Annotated in this window: 17 protein-coding genes and 1 rRNA gene; 10 read left to right on the plus strand and 8 right to left on the minus strand. The window is 27.9% G+C overall.

What is annotated here, in order from left to right:
* Nucleotides 1-74: 74 nt before the first annotated feature.
* Together H9M94_RS03490 and H9M94_RS03635 are read left to right on the plus strand one after the other, a co-directional pair.
* Nucleotides 75-1022: a type I restriction endonuclease gene (locus tag H9M94_RS03490; RefSeq protein ID WP_187469538.1), complete on the plus strand. Its 948-nt coding sequence runs from the start codon at nt 75-77 to the stop codon at nt 1020-1022.
* 49 nt (nt 1023-1071) lie between these two features.
* Entirely contained in the window at nt 1072-1332 is a 261-nt protein-coding gene (locus H9M94_RS03635; RefSeq protein WP_370576699.1) for a restriction endonuclease subunit S, read from the plus strand.
* Between the two features lie 100 nt (nt 1333-1432).
* Here the strand turns inward: H9M94_RS03635 and H9M94_RS03500 are convergent, their stop codons facing one another.
* On the minus strand, nt 1433-2992 hold the full coding sequence (locus H9M94_RS03500) for a DUF2130 domain-containing protein (RefSeq protein WP_187469539.1): 1560 nt from the start codon (nt 2990-2992) through the stop codon (nt 1433-1435).
* 204 nt (nt 2993-3196) lie between these two features.
* Between H9M94_RS03500 and H9M94_RS03505 the strand changes: the two genes are divergently transcribed.
* On the plus strand, nt 3197-3670 hold the full coding sequence (locus tag H9M94_RS03505) for a hypothetical protein (protein ID WP_187469540.1): 474 nt from the start codon (nt 3197-3199) through the stop codon (nt 3668-3670).
* Nucleotides 3671-4434: 764 nt separating this feature from the next.
* Here the strand turns inward: H9M94_RS03505 and H9M94_RS03510 are convergent.
* On the minus strand, nt 4435-5127 hold the full coding sequence (locus H9M94_RS03510) for a ribonuclease HIII (protein WP_187469541.1): 693 nt from the start codon (nt 5125-5127) through the stop codon (nt 4435-4437).
* Entirely contained in the window at nt 5127-6035 is a 909-nt protein-coding gene (locus tag H9M94_RS03515; protein ID WP_187469542.1) for a Cof-type HAD-IIB family hydrolase, read from the minus strand. The genes H9M94_RS03510 and H9M94_RS03515 overlap by 1 nt, the downstream gene beginning before the upstream one ends.
* Nucleotides 6036-6326: 291 nt before the next feature.
* Here H9M94_RS03515 and pyrH point away from each other — a divergent pair, with 291 nt between their 5' ends.
* The 7 genes from pyrH (at nt 6327) to H9M94_RS03550 (ending at nt 12479) form a co-directional block, all read left to right on the plus strand.
* Nucleotides 6327-7046: a UMP kinase gene (gene pyrH / locus H9M94_RS03520; RefSeq protein WP_187469543.1), complete on the plus strand. Its 720-nt coding sequence runs from the start codon at nt 6327-6329 to the stop codon at nt 7044-7046.
* The gene (gene frr, locus H9M94_RS03525) at nt 7046-7597 is read left to right on the plus strand and encodes a ribosome recycling factor (RefSeq protein ID WP_187469544.1); all 552 of its coding nucleotides are present in this window, start codon (nt 7046-7048) and stop codon (nt 7595-7597) included. Before pyrH ends, frr begins: the two co-directional genes overlap by 1 nt.
* A 68-nt stretch (nt 7598-7665) precedes the next feature.
* The gene (gene mnmE / locus H9M94_RS03530) at nt 7666-9024 is read left to right on the plus strand and encodes a tRNA uridine-5-carboxymethylaminomethyl(34) synthesis GTPase MnmE (RefSeq protein ID WP_187469545.1); all 1359 of its coding nucleotides are present in this window, start codon (nt 7666-7668) and stop codon (nt 9022-9024) included.
* Between the two features lies 1 nt (nt 9025).
* Nucleotides 9026-9823 carry a TatD family hydrolase gene (locus tag H9M94_RS03535; protein ID WP_187469546.1) on the plus strand — a complete coding sequence of 266 codons (798 nt, stop codon included), beginning with the start codon at nt 9026-9028 and terminating at the stop codon, nt 9821-9823.
* On the plus strand, nt 9823-10614 hold the full coding sequence (gene rsmA / locus H9M94_RS03540) for a 16S rRNA (adenine(1518)-N(6)/adenine(1519)-N(6))-dimethyltransferase RsmA (RefSeq protein WP_187469547.1): 792 nt from the start codon (nt 9823-9825) through the stop codon (nt 10612-10614). The genes H9M94_RS03535 and rsmA overlap by 1 nt, the downstream gene beginning before the upstream one ends.
* Nucleotides 10615-10786: 172 nt before the next feature.
* Entirely contained in the window at nt 10787-11875 is a 1089-nt protein-coding gene (locus H9M94_RS03545; protein ID WP_187469548.1) for a hypothetical protein, read from the plus strand.
* Nucleotide 11876: 1 nt separating this feature from the next.
* Nucleotides 11877-12479 (plus strand): hypothetical protein, encoded by a 603-nt coding sequence (locus tag H9M94_RS03550; protein WP_187469549.1) that lies wholly within the window; start codon nt 11877-11879, stop codon nt 12477-12479.
* Nucleotides 12480-12573: 94 nt separating this feature from the next.
* On the opposite strand, the gene rrf is transcribed toward H9M94_RS03550, so the two are convergent.
* From rrf to H9M94_RS03575, 5 genes are all read right to left on the minus strand, one after another.
* Nucleotides 12574-12679, minus strand: a 5S ribosomal RNA gene (gene rrf / locus H9M94_RS03555).
* Nucleotides 12680-12903: 224 nt separating this feature from the next.
* Nucleotides 12904-13089: a hypothetical protein gene (locus H9M94_RS03560; protein ID WP_187469550.1), complete on the minus strand. Its 186-nt coding sequence runs from the start codon at nt 13087-13089 to the stop codon at nt 12904-12906.
* A gap of 642 nt (nt 13090-13731) precedes the next feature.
* Complete coding sequence (gene lysS, locus H9M94_RS03565) at nt 13732-15195, minus strand: lysine--tRNA ligase (RefSeq protein ID WP_187469551.1); 1464 nt, start codon at nt 15193-15195, stop codon at nt 13732-13734.
* Nucleotides 15196-15311: 116 nt separating this feature from the next.
* Nucleotides 15312-16322, minus strand: coding sequence for an ABC transporter ATP-binding protein (locus H9M94_RS03570; protein WP_187469552.1), 1011 nt, complete (start codon nt 16320-16322; stop codon nt 15312-15314).
* Nucleotides 16322-24871: an ABC transporter permease gene (locus tag H9M94_RS03575; RefSeq protein ID WP_187469553.1), complete on the minus strand. Its 8550-nt coding sequence runs from the start codon at nt 24869-24871 to the stop codon at nt 16322-16324. Before H9M94_RS03575 ends, H9M94_RS03570 begins: the two co-directional genes overlap by 1 nt.
* Between the last annotated feature and the right edge of the window lie 381 nt (nt 24872-25252).

Below are 25252 nucleotides of genomic sequence, written 5' to 3' on the forward strand. Positions count from 1 at the left end.
TTTAATTATTTATAATTAAAAAAGAATAAAAATAATAATAATTCTTTTTTTAAATAGTGAATAATGGAGAAAATATGCATTTTAAACACATATTACAAGAAGTAAAAAGAACTCTAGCATTTGAATACGATGAAAAAAGACAAAATGATAGTGCATATCAATCTGAATCACAACTTGAAGAACAATTTATCCAAGATTTAATTCATTTAGGTTATGAACGTTTATTTATTAATGACTTAGAAGGTTTAAAACAAAATATTCGTAAAGAAATTGAAAGACTTAATGATTTTAAATTCACAAATAGTGAATGAGAGAGATTTCTTAATGAATACTTACTTAATAAAACTGATAATTACAAAGATAAAACTGAAAAAGTACAACTCAATGAAATTTATGAACTTTGCTTAGATAATGGTTCATTTAAAAATATTCGGATCTTAGATAAAAATAATGTTCATAACAACAAACTACAAGTTGTTAATCAAGTTGAAAATAATAATGGTCCTTATGAAAACCGTTATGACGTAACTATTTTAGTAAATGGATTGCCTTTAATCCATATTGAATTAAAACGTCGTGGTGTTTCATTAGAAGAAGCATTTAATCAAATTGATAGATACTGAAATACAAGTTTTCAAAGATCAGGTGGTATCTTTGACTATGTACAACTTTTTGTTATTTCAAATGGTACACAAACACGTTATTACTCAAATACCACTCGTGAACAATCGATTAATGAAAAACACAATAATAACAAAACAAAAACATCACACTCATATGAATTCACTTCTTATTGAGCAGATGCTAAAAATAACATTATTTCAGATCTAACTGATTTTACTCAGACATTCTTTGTTAAACATGTAATTTATAAAATCTTATTTAATTACTGTATTTGAACTAAAAACAAAAACTTACTTGTAATGCGTCCTTATCAAATTGCGGCTACAGAAGAAATTATTTGAAAAACTGCAAGTATTTTAAACCAACCTTCAATAATCGGAAAAACAACTAAATGATAAATGTTTTGGTCTTAAAATAAATGATGCTAACACTGTAAACCCAAAATTTTTATATTACTTATTACTTTCAAAATCTGATGATATTCAAAAATTAAAATCTAGTGGAAGTGTACCAACTATAAGATCTACATCATTAAAAGAATTAGAGATTATTATCCCTTCAATAAGTACACAAAACAAAATTGTAGAAATACTAGATAACTTTAATTCAATTAGTAATGATATTACAAATGGATTACCAAAATTATCACAATCAATTCAAAAGCAATATGAATATTATCGTGATTTAATCTTTAAATGACTAAAATAACTATGACAAAGTGCTAAAAGAGTACTTTGTCTTTATTTTTGCAAAACAATATTTTGTTCAGTTAAAAAATGAAAGAAAAGAAAATAGCACCTTTAGGGCACTATTTTGATTCTAAAACTGGAGTAATTTTAACTTCTTCTTCAATAAGAGCAACTTCGAATTGTTTAGCTTTATTGATGTCGTATTTTCCAATATATTCAGCTGCTTTTTTAATTCTATCTTCGAAGATTTTTGTTGATAATTCTTCTAATTTTTCAGATGATTTTTTAATTGTTTCAATTTCTTTTTTAAGTTTTGGATATTCAGTGTTTGTTATTCTTAAAATTGTTTCATTTAAATTACTTAAGAAATGTGAAACATATTCAACACTTCTTGAAATGTTTTCAACGTATTCAATGTGTTGTTTATTTTTATTTAGTTCTTTAATTAAGGTGTAATAGATTTGAATCATAATCTTAAGGTATTCAATTCTCATTTCAAAACAGTTAGTCACCATTACACCATCTTCGTTTCTGATTGGTTGAACACCAAAAGCATTGTCTTTTTCGAGTTCTGTAACAAGGAAGGCATATGTTGCTCCTTCTTTGTTTTTATCCTTGATTAACTTATCGTAGTGTGCTTTGTTTTTAACTTTCTTGCCGCCATTATCAAGTTCACTTTTAGCTTCAATTACAATTGATGCAATAGGAGTTTTTTTAGCAGAATCAACATTATCAAAGAATTTAATAATGAAATCAGCTTTTGTACCATCTTTTTTATCATCAGCATATTCAATATCAGTTACTTTGTCTTTTTTCTTATTTTTTGTAATTGGTTCAACTGATACATCAGGTAAGAACTTTACAAAATCATTGATTTCGTTGTATACTGCTCACTCAAAGTTATTTCCGATAACCTTAGAATTTAATGCTTTTGAACCTTGAAGACCTGTAATTTGACCATTAAGTTCAGCATTAAGCGTTCTTAGTTTATCCATATCTTCTTTTACTTGTTGTTTATATGGTTCAAAGGTATCTTTTTTGTATAGTTCAACTGCACTTGATCTTTCTTTTGAAAGTTTTGCTTCAAACTCTTGCATTAATTTTAATTTAACACTACTAATTTCATTTTCAACTTTTAATTGAATTTCTTTATCTTTATTTTGATTAATAGTTTTAATTTCTTGTTCTTTTTGCTCAATTTTATTTTTGAAATCAACTAATTGAGTTTTTATTTCTTCTTCTTCTTGAAGGAATTTAGCTTTTAATTCAGCTTCCACTGTCTTAAGTTTATCCTCCTGTGAAGCTAAAACTGCTTTCATTTCAATTTCAGCATTTGATTTAAGTTGTTTCTCTTTAGATAATGTTTCGTTTAATTTATCAATCTTAGATTGAAGTTCCTTAATCTCATTTTTGGCAACTTTATCCATTTGGTCTTTTGTATTATTGATGAGTCTAATAACCTCTGGTTTATTCTCTAAATCACGTTTATACTCATCAATAACATTATCTTTAATTTGTTCATTAAATCTCTCATTTAACTTGCTATAAGCTGTAAAAAGATTAGCCATTTGATTTGGATCTAAATCCTTTAAGCTGATGAAGTCACCTTCATTAGCACTTTGTGTTAATTTAAGTTCTAACTCGTTAATATTCTTAATTTCAAATTGTATTTTTTTCATTATATCACCTCGCATAATTATTATATTCTTTCATAATATTATTCGGTTTAAAAACTTAAAAATGGTGGGAATTGAACTAATAATGATTTTACTTTTTTCACATTTAAGTTCAAAATTTCCATTTATATCTTAATATATGGAAATTTTTGCAAAAATAATCTCTTTTTTCTATAATAAAAGTATATTAATAAAGGAGATTTTTAAATGAATAATAAAATTTATAGAAAAATTCAAACACTTTTTGCAAGTACCATAACCTTATTTCTTTTAGGTATAATTTCTGTTATATCTGCATGATTTATTTCAGATATTGATAATCCTTCTACAGAAAAAATGATGGAATTTGATGACTTTCTTGATGCTTTTGTTATAAATATTCAATATTGAACAAAAATAATCGCTCAAGACAAACAGATGTTTACAACCGCATTCTATGTAACATATGTTCTTTGTATTATGTTTTGAACAATTATTACAGCAATAATATTTAACAATATAAGATTTATGGTTCAAATTTTCTTAACCTTCTTTGATAAAATCACAACACCAACTATTGGTGGTAGAATTGTACTTATTTTCGCATTCTTCAATGGCGCTTTTATTGGCGGTTTAATCGTCTTATTTGCTAAGCGTAAATTCTTAACACCTGATCCATATTCATTAAATGAAATAGATTAATAATGAATATCTAGAAAAAATCAGATCAAATAGATCTGGTTTTTTGTATTTCTTATTTTAATTAAATACTTTAAATAAAAAGAAGGAATTCTTTTTCAAGGATTCCTTCTGTGTATAATAACCTTTTAAGCCGGAAAGGTTACACTTAAATTATATATTTTGCTATCAAACTGTCAAGTTTTTCATATTTCGTTCCACAAATTATGGAAATTTTTCAGACCCTTTTGTTTTTTTGTTTTTTTTAGAATAAAGGTGGTTAGACAAATATTTTAAAAATATTTTTTAACTAGAATAATTAATTAAAAATTTTAAAGAAGAAAAATGAAATTTAAATACATCAAAAGTATTTTTATGACAACTATAGCAACATTTGTATTAATGTTTGTATTCTTATTCACAGGATATGGTGTTATGAAATCGAATTTCAATCATACTTTTATAGGACGTCATTTGTCCCAAAGTATGTAAAAGTAGCATATACAATGTGTATTTTGTTCTAAGTTTCAGTCTCGTTATTATTATTAACATGTGTTTTATTAGCAATATTTATCACTATAACATTATTAAAGAATATAGTTACTGAAGATACATTAATTATTCTTATTGCATCAGCTATCACTGGTTCAATTATTGGGGATGTAATTATTTTAATCACCCAAAACAATCTTAAGATACAACAAGTCTTAGTTTAATTATTTTAAAAGCATCATTCAGAATAGTAATGCTTTTAAAATAAAATGTAGAAAAACCGGATAACCCGGCTCTTACATTTTGAAATTAGTTTTGCATACTTCGTTTAAAGCTTTTTCGCCATAAATTTCAACAAATTCTGATACTTGTTGCTTTACTTTTTGACCTGCACCCAAGCTAAATTCGAAGTTTCATTGTTGATTTTGCTTTTGCATATATTCAAGTAATTTGTAGCGAGCTATTATTGATGCACATGCTACGGATAAATGAATATCTTCTGCTTTTTCGACTAGCAATGTAGGTAAGTTTAATTCATTGATTTTTGCTCAATTATTGAACATAAAAATTTTCTGATGATATTTAAGGATTGAATTAGTAGTTGAATATTTGTCAATGATAATCCCTGTTGCTTCATGACTTTTATTTTGATATTGATATAAATTACTTAATGCACTTGCATGAATAAAGAATTTTAATTCATTTGCATTGTAATCTTTTGAAAGTTTATTGTAACCCGATTGTGACAACACGTAAGTTGAATAAGGTAAAAAACTCATTAATTTTGGTGCAATTTGCATAATCTTGCTATCGCTTAATTTTTTAGAATCTTTAACCCCTAATTCTAGGATAAAACGTGATAATTCACTTGGTAGATAAACTGCACAAGCAACTAAAGGAGTAAAGTAATCACCAACTCCAGTTTCATCAACACCAATTAATTTTTTATTATCTAAATCAAATTGTTTAATATCATCGAAAAAAAGCATTATTCTTCCTCTACTGCTCTAATTTTTGCTTTTCTTGCATTTGATTTTGCAATTTCAGATGCTGGGTTGTCTAAGAATTTATGAATGTATTCTCCAACACCACCTTCTTTATTTGTTTTTGAAACTTTAATTGATGCATATTTTTTAACATCTTTTGTAGCATTAGCCATTGCTACAGAAACATTAGCAATTTTGAACATAGGAACATCGTTAAATCCGTCTCCTAATGCAATTGTGTTTTCTACTTTAATATCGTAGTATCTAATAAGTAAACTTAATGCTTTTCCTTTGTTTGCAGTAATGTTTGTCATATCAAATACTGGAGTAAGACCTTCTCCTTTTGATCAGTATGAGAATTCTGCTAAATCTCCGTAACGTACTTTAAGATATTTTCTAAGTTCTTCAACATTTGTTGTTTCTTTAACATCGAAAATAACGCCTGTTGGTAATAATGGAAGTTTGTGATAGTTTAATCCAATTTGTAATTTTGAACTTGTTTTGAAACCAAAAACTTTTTCTAATTCTTCATCACGGTGGTCTAATTGTACTCAATCTGGACCTTCAATTGCGATGTTAGAGATTTCTGCTTGAACTTTCTCATCTCCTAAAATATATAATGCTTCATTTAAGTTTAAGTATTTAATGTATGGAATGAACTCAGAATCATATGGATGGTGAATGTGAGCACCGTTAAAGTTTGAAACAATTGTGTTTAAACCTAATGTGTCATAAATGAATTTTGTACTTCTTCATGGTCTACCTGTTAAGATACATACCACGTGACCTTCATCTGTAGCTCTTTTGATTGCTGAGAGTGTTTTATCATGAATTTGACCTGTTGCGCTTGATTGTAATGTTGTACCATCTAAATCAATCGCGAATAAATATCTTTCTTTTACTTGTGACATAATTATTCCTTTCTGAATGCTATATGAAATAGCTAAATTTTATAATTGACTATTATAATAATGTTTTACAATTATAAACAATTTTGTTATTCTATTTATCAAATTTCCACAATTTTCATAGTTTTTTCAGTACTTTTTCGACTATGTCCTAATATTAAAGGCATTTATTAATGGGTAGTCAATAAAACATTGCTTATGGTATTTAAAAAAGCATGGAATAATATAAAATTATTTTAGTAATTAAAATATGAAAAAATCACTATGTTTTTTCATCAATAAAGGTGGTTATAAATGCAAAAATACAATCGTATTTTATTAAAACTTTCTGGAGAAGGTTTTGCAAACAAAGAAAAACACCTTGCAATTGATTTTGAACTTGTTTCTAAAATTGCTGGGCAACTTAAACAAATTGTTGATAAAGGTGTTCAAATTTCTATCGTTATCGGTGGGGGTAACTTCTGAAGAGGTGCGTCTGCTGAAAAAAATGGTATTCATCGTAATAGAGCCGATTATATTGGAATGCTTGCTACAATCATGAACGGACTTGCTTTAAGCAGTGGTTTCCAACAAACAGGACTTAGATCACGTGTATGTAGTTCATTAAACATTGATCCAAGAGTTGCTGAAACATATGTAAATGAAAAAGCAATCAAATATTTAGAAGATGGTGAAGTCGTTATCTTCGTAGGTGGAACAGGACGTCCATTCTTTACAACAGATACAGCAGCAACATTATATGCATCTGAAATCGGTGCACAAGTTATCTTAATGGGTAAAAATGGAACTGATGGAGTTTATGATTCAGATCCTAAAACAAACCCAAACGCAAAACGTTATGATACAATTACATATGACGAAATTTTAGAAAAGAAACTTCAAGTTATGGATTTAACAGCCACAAGTATGGCTAGAGACAACAATATTAACCTTATTGTTTTCAACTTATTAGAAGAAGATTCAATTGTTAGAGCGCTTGAAGGAACAATAACACATACAGAGGTGATAAAATAATGGAATTAGACATTTACTTATTAGAATTAGATGAAAAATGTGAAAAAGCGCTTTCACACTACCGTTTTGAAATTTCAAAAATTTCTACAGGTAGAGCTAACCCACAATTAATCAAAGGAGTTAGAGTTAACTACTACGACACTTTAACACCGTTAGATGAACTAGCAAATATTTCTGTACCTGAACCTCAACAATTGTTAATCAAACCATATGACATTACATCAGTTAAGGAAATCAATAAAGCCTTAGAGAAAGCTAATTTAGGTATTATGCCAGTTGATGAAGGAAGTCAAATTCGTATTACTTTCCCACCATTAACAAGCGATAGACGTAAAGAAATGGTTAAATCATTAAACAAATATACAGAAGCAGCAAAAGTTGGAATTAGAAACGCACGTCAAGAGGTTAATAAAGCAATTAAAGCAGATGAAGAATTATCTGAAGACATGCAAAAACGTTACTTAGACACAGTTCAAAAAGAAGTTGATAAACAAATTGCTAAAGTTGATGAAATAACAAAACAAAAACAAGATGAATTAATGAATAAATAATATTTGCATCAAGCCCTTGGGTTTGATGTTTTATTTTGTTTTTATATGCATTCTATTAAAATATAAGTATGTACGATAATATAGCTGCAATTAGTTCAGGATCACACGTAAATCAACCAATTTCAATTGTTAGATTATGCGGCCCTGATGCCTTAGAAATAATTAAAAAAATATACAAAGGAAGACTTGGAAATGATCATAACATTACTTATGGTCATATTTATGATAAAGACACTTTAATTGATGAAGTTTTGGTTATGTGATTCCTTGGAAAGGATAATCCAGATGGAACTAAAACTTACAATAACTATGTGGGTGAACCATTAATTGAAATCAACTGTCACGGTGGAATAGTAGTCACAAATCGTGTTCTTGAATTACTACTTCAAAATGGTGCTAGATTAGCTGATCGTGGTGAATTCACCCGTAGAGCTTTCTTGAATGGAAAAATGGACCTAGTTAAAGCAGAAGCAATTCATGATTTAATTATGTCTCAAACTAATCAACAAGCAACTGCTAGTGTTAATAAATTCAATGGTAAAACATCTGACTTAATTGATAACTTTTTAAATAGAATCGCCTTGCTCATAGGTGTTTGTGAAGTAAATATTGATTATCCAGAATATGAAGATATTGAGCACATTGATACTGATAATATGCTTGAAAAAATCAAAAATTTAATCAAGGAATTAAGACAAATAGTCAAGGTTTCAGAAGATTCAAGATATGTTTTTGATGGTGTTAAAGTTGCTTTCCTTGGAAAACCAAACGTTGGTAAAAGTAGCATCTTAAACGCCTTGCTCTCAGAAGAAAAAGCAATCGTTACTGATATTGCCGGAACAACTCGTGACTTAGTTGAAGCAACATATAAAATTAACGATATGTTATTTAAATTAGTTGATACTGCCGGTCTAAGAAAAACTGAAGAAAAAATCGAACAAATTGGTATTAAAAAATCATTAGAACAAATTGAAAAAGCAGACCTTGTTGTGCACGTAATTGACACTGTGCAAGGTGAAAACGAATTTGATGCTATGGTTGAAGAGAAGTCTAAGGAACTTGGTAAATTCTATATTAAGGTTTTAAATAAAACAGATTTAGACAATTCAAATAACAATGATAATATTGTTAAAATTTCAGCTTTAAACAATAGCATAACAGAACTAGAAGATGCACTTGTTGCTAATTTTAAAGACATTAATATCTTTGATGAAAAAATCTTTTCAAACACACGCCAATTATCATTAATAAAACAAGCATTATTATCGTTGGATCAAGCAAAAGAAGCATTAATGTATAATGCAACATTTGATGTCGTAATTGTAGATTTATATGTTGCTTGAGATTCATTACAAAATATAAAAGGAAATGTAAACAGAGAAGACTTACTAGATGTAATGTTTTCAAGTTTTTGTTTAGGTAAATAATATGTCAAGTAAAAAAAGTAAATTTGTTGATGCTCATAATCACCTATCAATTGAGTATTATAAAAACGATGATATTATCGATATGATAATTGAACAAGCACATGCAAATAGAATTGAATTTTTTATTGTAAATGGTGGACACCCAAAAGAAAATCACGAGGTAATTGATCTTGCTAAAAGACATCCAATTATCAAACCATGTGTTGGTATTCACCCAGAATCAGGTAAAGATAAGGATGATTGAAAACAAATTGAGAATTTAATTACTCCAGAAGTAGTTGGTATTGGTGAAGTTGGTTTAGATTACTATTATGAAGATGCACCATCAAGAGAAAATCAAATCGATTCACTTAAAGGTCAATTAGATTTAGCTATAAAACATGACTTACCTGTTGTAATTCACATCAGAGATAAAGAAGATGAATATCAAGCATACCAAGATACTTATGATCTTTTAAAGCAATATCCTAATATTAAATGCATGTTACACACCTATGCTGGTAATATTGAATGAGCTGAAAAATTCATGGAATTTAAAAACTTATATTTTTCATTTAGTGGTGTTTGCACATTTGGTAGCGCAAACACAACAAGAGAAGTTATTAAGTTTCTTCCATTAGAACGTATTTTAACTGAAACAGATTCACCTTACTTAAGAGTTCATCCTTATACAGGAGAAAAAAATGAACCGAATACAGTTTTATTTGTTGCTTACTATATCGCAGGACTAAAAGGGATTGGAATGGAAAAATTCACAGATCGTATTAATCGTAATTTAAGAAAGTTATTTAATTTATAATGAGAAATAAAAAAGATAATAAAAAAGAAGTTTATGCCAAAAAGCACTTTGGTCAAAACTTCCTAAAAGATAATAATATTATTAAAAAGATAATCGAAGTATTTGATTTTAGCAATCAAAATGTAGTTGAAATCGGTCCTGGACGTGGTGCATTAACAAAAGAACTTATTAAACAAGCAAAACATCTTACTTGTTATGAAATAGATCAAGATATGGTTAATGTAATTAATTCAGAAATAATTTCAGATAAACTTACCTTATTACACCAAGATTTTCTTAAAGCAGATTTAAACCCTATCGAAAATGCCTATTTAATCGCTAATATACCTTACTATATAACTACAGATATATTATTTAAGGTCTTTGAGAATAAAGAGCGTTTTAAGGGTGTTTTATTGATGGTTCAAAAAGAAGTTGCAGAAAGAATATGTGCCAAACCTAATACAAGCGAATATTCAAAATTATCTGTTTCGGCTCAATATTTAGCTGAATGTAAAATTGAATTTATAGTACCTGCTAGTTGTTTTTCACCAACACCAAAGGTAGATTCAGCAATTATTTCACTTGTCTTTAAAGATGATGTTTCAAGTGATGATTGAAATAAATTAAAAGACTTCTTTAAGGATATTTTTGCTAATAGACGTAAAAAGCTATCGTATTCTCTTAAGAATAATTACTCAAAAGATAAAATACAACAAGTTTTTGCATCATTAGGTTATGATGATAATCTGAGAATACAACAATTAGATGTTGAAACTATCGTTAAATTATTTGAATTATTAAATAATTAAAATTTTAGGATCTCAAATTTTCATTTGAGATTTTTTATTACTTTAAAATAGTAAAACATAATTTTACCTTTAGTAATATGACGCATTTGAACAAAGTGCTTCTTTTTTTTTTTTTTTAGTAACATCAATTTGAACAAGCAATTAATAATGAATATTTAAATAAAGCAGGATAATGATGAAAAAAATTCAATACAACAAAAAAGACATATACAAATTATTTAAAAAAGAATTTTTAGATAAAAACATTGATATTAAAAAAGTTTCTGCTTTTTTAAACATACACATCGGTACTATAAAACGTTGAATTTTACACAAAGAAGTTCCACCTCAATATTTTAATGATTTAAACAAACTATGTAATTACAAATATGAGTTAGATGTGAATGAAGAAGAAAAATTTAAAATTTATGATCAATTTTTCACTAATAAAAATTCGGCCAAAGATTTAGTTTCTAAAAGTATTTTATTTATAAAAAATAAATACAAAATAAACATAAATGAATATTGCTTGATAGATCCATGTGCGGGTGATGGCAGTTTCTTTAATTCATTCCCTAAACAACATTTAAATAAAATTGCGTTGGATATAGATCCAAAAGCAACAAATATTGCGAAAATGGATTTTTTTGACTTTATACCTAAAACAAAAAAGAACATCATCATAAACAATCCACCCTTTGGCTTGAGAGGACAACTTGCATTAAAATTTATAAATCATGCTGCAAAATTTTCTGATTTTATCTGTTTTGTACTTCCCCCGTTATTTAATTCCAATGGTAAAGATTCTCCTATGTTAAGAGTACACAAAGACTTGTTTCTTGTTGCTGAATTTAAAGTTCCAACACATTTTTATTATCCAAACAAAAAAGATGTTAATGTGAATGCTATTTTTCAAATTTGAACCAAAATTTACAATCCTAAAATCAAACCAATTAATATTCAAAACAAAAAAAGTGAGTATGTTAGAATATTTGCTTTAAGTGACGGTCTTAAACCATCACAAAAGCGAAACGTTAAAATGATAGATAAATGTGATTTTTATTTACCATCAACAACATTTTCAAAAGTAAAACTAGAAAATAGTTTTTATTCCTTACCTAATAATAGGGGATATGGAATTCTGATACTAAAAAACAAAAATCGAATATGTGAAATTATAAAGAAAATAAATTGAGAAGAAAAATCATTCAAATCAACAAATGGAGCAAACAATCTAAGAACTCAATTAATAATTAACGCAATTGAAGAAAGGTTAAAATAAAATGATTACATCAATAAAAGAACGTTTAATTTATCTTATAAGAACCGAAGTATCTCAAAATATTTGAGAAAAAGATGATTTATTTTATGAAATGAAATTATTATCAATAGATCAAAGGGGTCGCGTTGGGGAGCATTTTTTAAGAGATGTCTTTCAAGAATTAAATATGAATGTTGAATACATCAATAATGCTCATGGTGATTTTGATTTAATAGTAAATAATAAGCGTATAGAAATAAAAACAGCTACTTTAGATACTAATCAAAAATTTCAACATGAAGGAATAAAAGATAGTGATAAATGAGACGCGGTTGCATTTTTAGACATTGCACCTAATCAAATATATTTAACTATAATACCAAAAGTTAGTTTTAGATTTAATGTTTCATATATAAATAAAAATGGTGTTGAGTCTAAAAAAGGAGAATTAAATTTCCTTAACATAAGTCAAAATATTCATTTCCGTGGTAAAGATGGTACAAATAATCGAGCTACAGGTGCTGGTTACAAAGTTGATTTAAAATGTTCTGATTTAATACCTGCTAACACTATAAAAGATATTGAAAATATTTTTTATAAAGTTTTTCCTGAATCTACTCATTAAAATAATCACAGAATTAATCTGTGATTACATTTTTTACTTAATTTTGTGTAAGTAAAATTAAGTAAACGATGTTTTTAATAAAAAAGGTATAAAAAAACAGCGATGCCCTATTTTCACCATGCGGCTATCGTCGGCACTGAAGGGCTTAACTACTGAGTTCGGAATGGATTCAGGTGATCCCCTTCGCTATTATCGCTACAAATATTTTAACACAAAAAAGACATTGTCAAGAAAAAATAAAAAAATTTTTCGAGTGGTGAATATCATGCATTTTGTCACTTTTAAGATCATAAAATTAGTGGTTTTAAAATGTGATTATATTTAATTGAATTTGATTATTATTGTTTGTTTTGGACGCAATACTCAGAACTCTTTGAATGGTTCGAGCATTGCGTTTTAATTTCACTACAATTTTGATTTGTATTTATTTAACTGAATTTTCTATTTTCTTAATAATCTCATCAATTTTATTCATACGTTCTTTCTTGGTGGAATTTTCACCAAGAAGCTCATCTAGAAGTATGTTTAAAGCGATGTTATAATCTTCTTCTCTTTGCTTTTGTTTAATATCGATTGCTTTATTTTTATTTTGTTTTTTAATTCTAGTCATAACTTTATTGTGACTAATAATATAAATTTTATTTAGTATTGTGTTGAGTAGTATAAACTCATATATTTTTTTAAATGAATATGCAAGCATACTTATTGAATGTTATTTACCTATTTTAATTTACAAAGTTGTTCTAAATATCTTTTTTAGTTCGGGAAAATAAAAAAACACAGTGAGATCAAGAAATGATAATTCATCTCAATGCCTATGAAACGAATTATGTATAGTAATGAAAGTAAAATATTATATTTTGTTTTTCTTGTTCTAACTGTGTCAACTTCCCCAATTCAAGGTAGTTACCTATATTATAGTTTTATTTTTAGCAGTATACTAATAAATTTTTTTAAAAATATGGTAAGACTGAAAAATAAAAAATTCAGAAAAAATAAATTTAATAATGATTTTTAGTCATTTAAACCTTATTTTAAGGCGTTTTAGTATTTGCAAATATTTAAAATATTTATTTTTAATATTGTGTATTTTGTGATCATGCTTGGGAATATTTTTTTCAATATAATTCGCTTATTTTCATATTTTCACATTTATATCAGAAATTGCACTACTCTAGAAAACATGAATTATTGAGTAAATAAAAAATCAGGAGTCCTGATTCTTTATATTATTTGAATAATTTAAATTAGACTATTTACGTTTCATTGTTGGAAATAAAAGAACATCACGAATTGAATCTTTTTCAGTTAAAAGCATTGTAAGACGGTCGATACCAATTCCACAACCACCTGTAGGAGGCATTCCGTATTCTAAAGCTTCAACGAAGTCTCAATCAACATCACTAGCTTCATCATTTCCATTGTTCTTTTCTTTTAATTGTTCTTCAAAACGTTCTAATTGATCAATTGGATCTGAAAGCTCTGTATACATGTTTGCATATTCTTTAGTATTGATAAATAACTCAGCACGCTCAGTGAATCTAGAATCATCCATTTTTGCTGTTAATGGTGAAATTTCAATTGGGTGTCCATAAACGAATGTAGGTTGAATTAAAGTTTTTTCAATTAATTCTTCGAATAATTCATTAATTATGTGACCAAGTTGGTGGAATTTTTGAATTTTAACACCGTGTTTTTTAGCAACTTCAACAGCTTCTTCAAAAGTAATTTCTCTAAAGTTTACACCTGTTGCATTTGAAACAGCATCTACCATATCAATACGGTTAAATGGTTTTGTTAAATCAATTTCAACACCTTTATTCATTACTTTTTCTTTACCAAGTGACTTGGCTAAAGTTTTTAATAATGTTTCAGTTCTTTGCATCATACCTTCTAAGTTTGAGTATGCTTCATAGAACTCAATTGATGTGAATTCTGGGTTGTGTGTTGTATCAATTCCTTCGTTTCTGAAAATACGTCCAATTTCATAAACTCTATCAACCCCACCAACAAGCAATTTTTTAAGTGGAATTTCAGTAGCAATACGTAAAACAAATTCTTGATCTAAGGCATTGTGGTGTGTTTTAAATGGACGTGCTGATGCGCCTGATAAATAATCATGTAAGAATGGAGTTTCAACTTCCATGTAACCCATGTCATCAAAGTAACGTCTGATACCTGAGATAATTTTTGTTCTTGTTCAGAATACATCCATCGATTCATCGTTAACGATTAAATCAACATATCTGTGACGGTATCTTTCTTCAACATCTGCTAATCCATGATATTTATCTGGAAGCGGTTTTAATGCTTTTGTTAATAACTTAATTGTTTCTGTTTTAACTGTAATAGCACCTGTGTGAGTTTTCATCACAGTTCCTTCAACATAAACAATATCACCTAAATCAAGTGATGCAACTAATTTTTGAACTTCTTCAGAGTGTTGTTTTTTGTTAAAGTAAGCTTGAATTTTACCGTGGTAATCTTTTAATAAAATGAATGGTCCACGCATTGTAAGAATTCTACCTGTGATAGCAACATGTTTTGGATTTTCTTCTAAATCTTCTTTTGAAAAATCTTTGTATTGATTTTCAATATCATCAGAATAACTTAATTCTTTAAGATCATTTGCTTTTGCAAAAGCTTCAATGTTATTTTCTTTGTAAAAATCTAATTTATTACGTCTTATTTGTTCTTGTTCTGTATATTTTTCCATATTTGATGCTCCTTAGAAAATGTAATTAAAGTATACATTAAAATTTATTAAATTTTATATGTATAAGCAAGAAAACAAAACAAAAATGATAGGTTTTTAGGCCTACCATTTTGTAATTATTCTTTTCATTCTAATTCTTTAGGGTGAATTGGTTTTTTATTATGTTTAATTTTAGCAATTCTACCATGTTTTACATAAACAGTTTTATCTGCAATTGGTTCTATTAATGGGTTGTGAGTAACCATGACAATGGTTGTTCCATATTTTTTATTAATGTTATAAAGATAACTTAAAACAATTTCTGATGTTTTCTCGTCAAGTGCCCCGGTAGGTTCATCGGCAAAGATGATTTCTGCGTTTTTAGCTAAAGCTCTAAGGATTGAAATACGTTGTTGTTGTCCCCCTGACATTTGTGAAGGGTATTTTTCTTTTACATCTTCCATATCAAATTCACTAAATAGATCGTCAATGTTTAATTTAAGTTCTTTGTTCTTTTGTAAATATGAACCAGTTTCAACATTTTCATAACCAGTTAAGTTTTGAAGTAAGTTATAGTTTTGGAAGATGAAACTTACGTGATCACGTCTAAATAATGTCAATTGTAAATCACTTAAATATGGAAGGTTATTGTCACAAACAATAACATTACCACGAGATAAACGATCAAGCCCTGAAATAAGGTTTAAAAGTGTACTTTTACCACCTCCGGATTTACCAAAGATAAGTACAAACTCACCTTTATTAATTTTTAATGAAACATTTTTAAGAACACGTGTAACAGTATTTCCTGATAAATAGTATTTTGAAACGTCTTTAACTTCGATAATGGCATTTTCTTCATTTTGAAGCTTTTCAAATGCATCACGTGGGCGTTTTTTACTTGCTGCTTTTTTAAGTTTTTTAGCTATTTTACGATCGACTTGTAATACGTTAGCACCACCTTCATTATCAAGTAGTTCAAAAACATTCTTACGAGTAATTTTTTGATCAATTGATTTTTTAGTTAAAACAACTTGTTCATTAGTTATTTCTTGAGTGATTACGTTTTGATCATCAGAATTTACGTCTAATGCTTTCATTTTTACAATGTCATCATTATCTTTTTTGTTTTCTTGATTTTGTAACATTATTTTCCTTTCAATAGGTCAATTGCTTTAATTTTATTTATGCTTCTTCATGACAAGATTGCTGTCATCGTAAATGCTCAAAAGACTACACCAAAGGTTCCAAAGACTGCGGTAGCAGTTAATGATAACGGAATAGCAATTGAGGCTGCCGTTGTTAAGAATGAAGCGAATACAGCCATTAAACCATATGCAATTGGTAATGCTATTAAGATAGCAGAAACAATGAATGGTAAGTATATTGAGAAGAACATTTTTGCTTTTTCTTTTCCTGTGTAACCAAGAATAGATCAAATAGCAATATTCTTTTCGTTTTCGCTAATAAGAATTGTAGAAATAATGATAAGGATCACGATTGCAACAATGAAACTTAGAATTGTAATTAATGTAACCACAATTTGAACTGTTTTGGCAATTGTTTGCGTGAATCCGATTTCAATATCTTTTGATTCTAATGTGTATGCTGATGGAACAAATAATTTATTGTTATATACATTTGCAAAATCAGCAATGTGTTTTGTTGCGGCTACACGAGCCACGTTGTAATTATTTTTAATATCATTTTCGTTGTTTGGATCACCATTGTATTTATCGTTTAATAATTTGGCGATGTCATAATCTGAGTAACCCATGAGTCTTAATGCACCATTTGAACCATTTTCAACAGTTGTTGGCGATCCAAAGATACCATCAAATAAGTCATTAATGTTTTCCTGTGTAATTCCATTTGTTGCAAACGAATCAATTGAACCGTAGTAACCGCTTAATGAGTAAAGTGATGTTGAACTAATTAATTGTTGTGGTAATGGGTGTTTAGATAAAATTCCATTAAATGGTTGACCACCGAAGTAATTTGGATTGTATTTAAGTTGATCAAGTCCTGTAATTTTATCTGCTGCTTTTTTAGGAATAATGAACTCATTATTAATGTAAGTTGGGTTAACTCCAACAACTTTAAATTTGACTATTGTGTTAGGTTTTACGAAATTATGATTTAATTTTTGATTAATTTTATTTTTATATCTATCAATTGTGTTTTTAACATCAATTGTAAATTCTGAACCTATCTTGAAGTCATATTTACGTTTTGCAACTTGGTTGATGATTACCGGAATTGGATCATCATCGTTTTGTTTTGCGTAAATATCATTGATTTCTTTTAATAAATCAATTCCTTCTGCTGAGATAACTTTAATATCTTTTGTTTCAGGTAAATAACCGTAAAGTTTAATAGTTTCTTCTGTTTGTTTTGGTTTTTTGTTTGATGATGAATTTTCAGCATTGTCATTTGAAATTGATGCATCAAGTTCAACATTTGATTTATGATCTTTTGCGAATCCACCTTCTACATAGGTATAAACTTCATCATATTCTTTACGTAAGTATAATCCACCAAATGAAATAAAGTAATCATTAAGAATTTCAGCTTTTGGATCTTTTTCTAATTTTTCTTTATTATCTAATGTAACTTTTCTATATGCATTTACAAGGAACTCACGGTATTCATCACGGTGAGCTTTAGTTGTAATTGCTTCAGAAATATATTGTCCTTTATTATCGTCTCATCTAACATACGAGAATTTACCGTTTACAGGTGATTCATAGTTAGGAGTGTAATGGAAGAATGCTTTGTGTTCTGGATTTTTTGCCATTTCAACAAGATCGATATTTTCAACTAATAAGTGTCTATCTTCGGGAGTTGTATTAGCAAAACGGTTTTTAGCATCTTCACTTTGAACATCCTTATCATTTCCATCATTAAGTTTTTTATAATCTTCATCAACATATCATCTTGTTCAGTCTTGAGTTTTTTCTAATAATCTTCCAACTGAATTACGGATTTTAATAATCTTAGATTTTTGTGAATCAGGAAGTGAGTTATAAACGTATGTGAATGGGTCAATTGCAACCCCAGTTTCAACTTTAACGTTAACTGAGAACTGTGTAACAATGTGACCAGTGAATTCATCTACGTTTGTTCCGTTTTTATTATTTACATTAATTTCGTTTGAGATACCAGGTCTAAAGTAATCTGCTGCATATGAATTTGCTTCAGATACATGACCAATTGGAACATATAAACTATTTGATAAATCATCAGGTGAATATGGATTTAATGGACCACCTTCACGTGTTGGTGAATAAAGATCAAATTTATATTTATAGTCACGGTTTTCATATGTTTTTTGAATAGCTTCATCAAATACTCCGAATGTCGCTATCCCGAATAAGGTTGTAATACTTGCTAGAACAACCGAAATACCAAATGATGTAAGTTTAAATGCACTGTTAAATGTTAATGATGCAGAGAACTTAGTTTTAACATTTGATTTTTTGAATAATTTCTTGTATTTATTATGTACTTCTCCAATTGCGACTTCAGTGATACCACTCATTAAATCAATTGATTTATATCTTAGTGAGTGAAGTGAAACCACAATAATAAGAATAGACATTGCTGCAAGCGGTAAAAGTATATTTATAATTAGGGACGTTCACGAGAACGTTAGTGTTTCAATGGATATTGTTCAGTAGTTTTCTAGAATCCTAATCGAACTTCCTTGAAGTAAGAATCCGGTTAAGTATCCTAAAACATCACCAGTTAAGATCGTAAAGAACGCAAACACTGTCATTGACATAGCAATTTGGAATGGCGTGTATCCTTGTGCCACTAAGATACCAATAACCTTGTTTTTGTTTGAAATATAACGTTTGATGATAAAGATAATTGAAATTGTAACAAGTGCGATAAGAATTGATAATAATACTTTTGATGTGTAATCTAAGGCATTAATAATTCCTTTGATTGCACTAATTCTAATTCCACGTTCTGGGTTGATTGGATCAATTTCAGTATCTAAGAATACTCTTTGTAATCCGTTTTTGTCTTTAGTTTGGTCTTGAATGAAGTTTTCTAAGTCTTTTTTGTACTCATCAAGTGGGTTTGCAACATTAAGTTGATTTTCTGTTCTTGAAGCAGATCTATCAAATCTTAGACGTGTTTTTTTATCTTGAACATATTTACTTAAGAATTCTTCTGGTGTGTGAACTAATAAGTATTGTTTTACTAAGTTTCCACGGTAAGCTTGTCTTACTCTATCAAATCCTTGGTTATTTACATAAAGAACAGCTTGGTTTTTAGGATTTAATTGTAAGTTTGCTTCATCAATGATTGGATAAATGTTGTCATATGTTAAATCATCACCAATAATGATGAATTCTGAACCATTAACATTTACTTTATATTCATCTGGAAGGTTTTTGATCAATTGTAACATGTCACTAGGTGTTGTCGGAATTGATCCTTTTCAAATTTTCTTTTTGTTTCTTTCTAATCAAGCATAGTTTGCTTTTACAACATATGAACCAATTTGATCAAAACGAAGTACGCTTGTAAGTTTATTTAAACCTGATGTTGTTGCGATACCTCTAAGAAGAATATCTACAATATTCATTCCAAATGGTGAATATGTTTCTCTATCTGCAAGTGTTTTTTCATGTAATGTTGTGAAGTAATCGAAGTCAATTGCAATTGTAACAACTACGTCTTTTTCGATTGTAGGAACATTATTTGAAACAGTTAAGATTGAGTTTATAAATTCATAAACTGCATCATCACCTTTTGCAAGTAATGCTTCAAAGTTAATTACTTTATTTGTAAGTAAGTAAGCTAAGTTAGCAGAGTTTGGTGTATCTTCTGGTGAAGAACCAAGATTATTTGTATCTGTTAATAATCAAATTGCTAATTGTGGTGCTCTTAATAAAATTGTTGGATAGTAGAATAAAGGAGTAGATGGAATTTGAAGTGTTGTTAAATCAGGGTATGAGAATAATGTTTTAAGCATTTTTGCAAATTTTGGATAATGTTTGATTATCGCTTCATTTGCGAAAATGTTATTAATCATAATAGATAAAACAGTTGAGTCTAAGTTATTGTATTTTAATGTGTACCCTTGGTATGTAGTACCTTTTTCTTTTACTCCATCTTTTAAGACATTAAAGTTTGAATACATTTCTGAAGCAGCAATTAAAGCAAATGCTTGTGTTAATGAAACTTCATTTTCTTTAAGATATTCTTTAAATTGTGCATATGTATTTACTAAATTGTTTAAGTCTTGGTTTAAGTAATTTCCGTTTGCGTCTTTAGCAAAGAATAATTCACGCATTGCAAGTGGATTTGCAAGTGAACGAGAAATTCCAAATTTGGTTTTTTCGTATGAAACAATATTTTTTGCTGATGGTTGGAATAATTCTAAATCATTAAATGAAGCAATATTTTCTGGTTTGTTAATAATATCTAATAAACCATTTGCAAAGGCTTTACGCTCTTCAATTGTTGCATTAATGTTTGAATTGAAAATTCCTAATCAAACATTGTAAAGTCCATATGATTGTCCAACTCTTTCAAAAATTGATTTTGGCTCTTGTGTAATGAAATTATTAAGTAATAAGTTAAGTGCATCTCAATATGGGTTTGAGTCAGCTGATTTATATTGAATATAGAAATCAGTTAAATCTGATAATGATAAGTTATCTGATAAATCTGCTTTTGCATTATTACGTTTTAATAATTCAAAGATTGTTTTTCATTCTTTAAGTGTTTGATATGCTTCATCTTTTGTTGCATATTGTTTTTTATCATTAAGCCCAAGTAAGAAAGTAAGTGTTTTTCTTACATTTGATGTGTAATCAGTAGATTCATAATCAATTTTGTAATTTTCAACTGTATCAAATTTATCAACTAGCATTAAAACAGTTTCATAAATTTTTTCCATTTGAAGTGCTGATTTGAAAAATGGTGAACCTTCTCCGTTTACATCAAGTAACTCAACAATACCTAATTTATCTTTATCTGGTAATGGAATTGTGATGTATAAGTCATCATTAATTTTAATTGTTTTACCTTTATCTGAGATATTAAACATATCAATAATAATTTGTTTAATACTTTTGTTTGATCCAGGTAGTGTAAATAAAGCTTTTAATGCTGCATAAACAAAATCAGCATTAGATAATGACGATGAAAGTGATAATTGATCTACAACTTGTTTTCCAAGTGTGCTGTCTCAAATTTCTCTTTCTTCTTTGAATTTTTTAATTTGAATTTTTGATTTTAAAGCTTCTGTAAATAAATTAATGTCAAATGATTGAATTAATTTTTTAAGTCCATCTAAAAGGTTTTTGTAGCTTAATGATGAGTTGTTAGGGTATGCATTAATTTGTTTAATAATTGTTTTAACAACTTTCGCTAAGTTTTTATATGTATTGAATAATGGACTATCTTCTGATTCGAAATCAAATAAGTAGTTAATGTTTACATTATCGATAATTTCATAAAGTGATTTTTTTAATGTATCTTGATTAATTGATTGTAAGAATCAAATTAACATTTCATAAACCGATAGGTTTCTCTTGTATTTTTTAGTAATTGTTTTACCATCCGCTGTGGTTTCTGTTACTTCTTCATATTGATCTGCAGCGTTCTTGAAGTATTCTTGTCCGAATTCTGTGAATTTAACAAAGTCAATTGAATTAATTAAACCAATAATTGAATCAATAAATGTAATTGGATTCTTAACATATTTAACTAACTTAAGAGGAACAAATACATCTCTTGGAATCATTGTGTCAAATAACTCTAACACATTGAATAATTTGTCAATTTGAGCTGCAATATATTCTCTTTGTGCCTCAAGAGTAGCATGGACACTAATTTTATTTTTAATATTTGTAAAGAAAGTTACAAATATTTTACTTAAATAATCACCTTGCGCATTGTGTGTAATATCATATAAAGCATCTAAGATAATTTTTGGAAGAATATTGAAGTTAATACTTCCTGACGAAAAGATTTTAGCAAAATTGTTTTGTGTAAATCCGTAGTCAGCACCATGTGTAAGCGCTAAAACTTGATCTTTTGTAATAAACCCTTCTTTAACTAAATCTGAGTCAAGGAAATTCTTTTCCATATTTTCAATAACTTTTTTAAGTGTTCCTTGGTTAATAGCTTCATTTAAAACATCTGTTAATGGAGCACTATACCCGAAAGGCACATAAACAACGTTTTCAAACTCTGATGATTTTTCAACTCAACCATTAGGATTTAAAGTTGTTTTTAAAGTTAAATTATTATCAATCATGAATGTATAGAAATCATCCACGCTGATAATTCCGTTTTTAAGTTTTTTAGCTACATCATTGTTTTCAATATTTTTATCTGAAACAACTTTTTCATTTAATGAAACATTCTCTCATGCTTCAATTTGACCATTTGAGTTGTAAATAGGTTCTAAAAGAATTAAGTTTTGTTCTCCTGAACGTAAAGTTGTAACTCCAAGGTTTGCAAATTTATTAAATTCTGACGCAGGAATTTTATTAGCAACATCAGACATATCGTTTGTGACATAATGTGCTAATTTATAGATCTTTTTAGAACTATAAACATTTAATGTGTTTGTTAATCTATTTTTAAATCTTACATCTTGGTAAACGAAATCAGGTTTAATGTAATTTTTATCAGGGATAACGTTACGTGTAGATTGATCTAAAATGATTTTTGAAACAAATGGGTTAATTTGTTTTGTTTTAAAGAAATGGTTAATATTTCCTGAATAGTTAATTATTTTGTTTTCATCTACATTTAAAGTTTCTTTAACTAATTTATTGATGTTGTTTGGAATACCTAGGATACTTCCTTTATCATCACCTAAATCAATGAAGTGGAATACACTTTTTTCTTTAGTTTTTTGATCGAAAACGTCAATAACCATAGATTCTTTGATACCGATATTTTCAGCACCAACATCTTTTTTGATTTTTTCGTAAATTTTCTTTTTAATAATTGTTAAAGCACCTTCTTTAATGATACTAAACATATCTTCGCGAATGTTTTTGTTTGTTAATTGTTTAAATTGAATATTTGATAAATTACCTTCAATTTTTTCAATTGCAGTAATTGTCATTGGATCATTATTAGCATTTGTTTTAAAGTCTTCATAATTTGGAATTGCTAAACGATCACTAACCTCAACTTTATCAATATGGAATGTTCCTTCTGGAATATTAGGAACTGCTTCTACTTTTGAAACAATATCATTAAGCACTGTGTTTAAGTCATTGATTGTTTGTGCTGTAGTTAAATTTGTGTCTTTATATTGATCGTAAATATCTTGTAATTCTACATTTTGTTTTTGAAGTAAATAGTTTTTAACAAGTAATTTAATAGTTTCAAAGTCTTTAATAATTGACTTTTTAACTTCTTGATCACGCTCTTTGAAACCAACTTGGATTTCATTTGGAGCTAATTTAACTCTCGTTGTTTCTAGTTCTGATGGAGTGAATGCTGGATTAATTTCGCTAATTCTTATTGCTTCATCATTTAGAAGAGTTGTATCTAGATTGAATTTTCTATTTTCTGTATAGATATTTTTGTATCAATATGAGAATTTAGAAATATCATTTAATAATTTCTTTGCTTGTGGATCGTTATCTTTGCTTTCTTCAAGTGTTTCAATAAAAGCACGATAATTTCCTTCTCATGAATTTTTGTTTTTAGCATCATATGTTGTTGTATAAACTTTACGTTCATAAACTGTGTAAACATCTTGACGTGCCGCTCATGCAACTGGAACATTGTAAGATTGACCTTTTGAAAATTTTATCTTAATGCTATTTTTAATTTCAGTTGTAGATTCTGTGTAATAAAGTCATGAATAATCAATTTGATTTACAAGTGGTTGTTTGTAGAATGCTTTAATGTTTGAGTTGGGTTTAGATGTAACTAAATGTGGTTCAATGTTGCTATCTTCAATGTAAATATATTTATCTTTACCATAAGGTGAAAAACCAAGAAGTTTTGCTAATTCAGAAGGTAAAATTGTTCTAACTGAATCATTATTATCTTTTCATTCTTTACCTTTAAACAAGTCAAATGTTGCTTCTTTAGTATTTTGGTTAATGAACAATGTTGATAATTGTGAAAGTATTATTTTATTGTCAGAAGTATTAGTTAAATAAGCAATATCTCTAACAAGATACTGTTTATCTAATGTAAATATATCGCCAGTATGTAACTCAGATTTAACCTCAGAACGAACAAAATCATTACCGTCTTTAGCTCTTGTATAAACATCGAATCAATAATCTCTGTTCATAGTTAAACTAAAGTTTCTTGATGTGTCGTCATTATTTTGTGGGTAATTTAATGAGAATAAACTTGCATCTCTATTACTTGAATCGTATCAATCATAGAAAGTTTTAAAATCTTGAACAGCAATGAATTTTGTATCATCTCCTGCGTGATTTGTAAAACTTGATAATGGTATAAAACTTTCTTTGATTGATTTGATATCAATAATATTTGAAGTTTTTTGATAATCATCACCAATGTACTTGATACCTTTATCATATCCTTTTGGAAAAGCAGATGCTAACACTAAACCATTAATGTAGTATCCATCATTATATGCCTTTCCATTAGTTGGCAAGTTTAAGTCTACTGTTATATCATGTGATTTTGAGACATTTTTAATTTTTTCGTACTGTTGCTTCATAGCTTTCGCTGTGTCATGAAGTATAGTAAAAATCCCCGCAGTTAAAAACACCAATACCGTTAAACCGATTACTGTTGCTTTATTCTTGAATAGAGATCGAAAAACTTCTTTAAACAGTTTTCACATAGTTCTCCTTGGACCTTTTGGTCATAATTAAATAATATATTTAATTATATATTTTTTTAGGTTGTTGAAAAGTCTGCGCCAAAAAGTGAGATAAAACTGTAATATTTAGCAAAAAACGTCTTTTTTCTCTATAAATTAGATATAAAAGTTTGTTTTTTGTTATAAAAACAGTAATTTTAAGAAGTAATTTATTCCACATTGAATCTCATTTTGAAAAATATTTTGAATTTTTACGGCTTTTTTATAGAAAAAAGC

The organism is Mycoplasma sp. Pen4 (genome assembly GCF_014352955.1).
Taxonomy (GTDB): Bacteria; Bacillota_I; Bacilli_A; order Mycoplasmatales; family Metamycoplasmataceae; genus Mycoplasmopsis.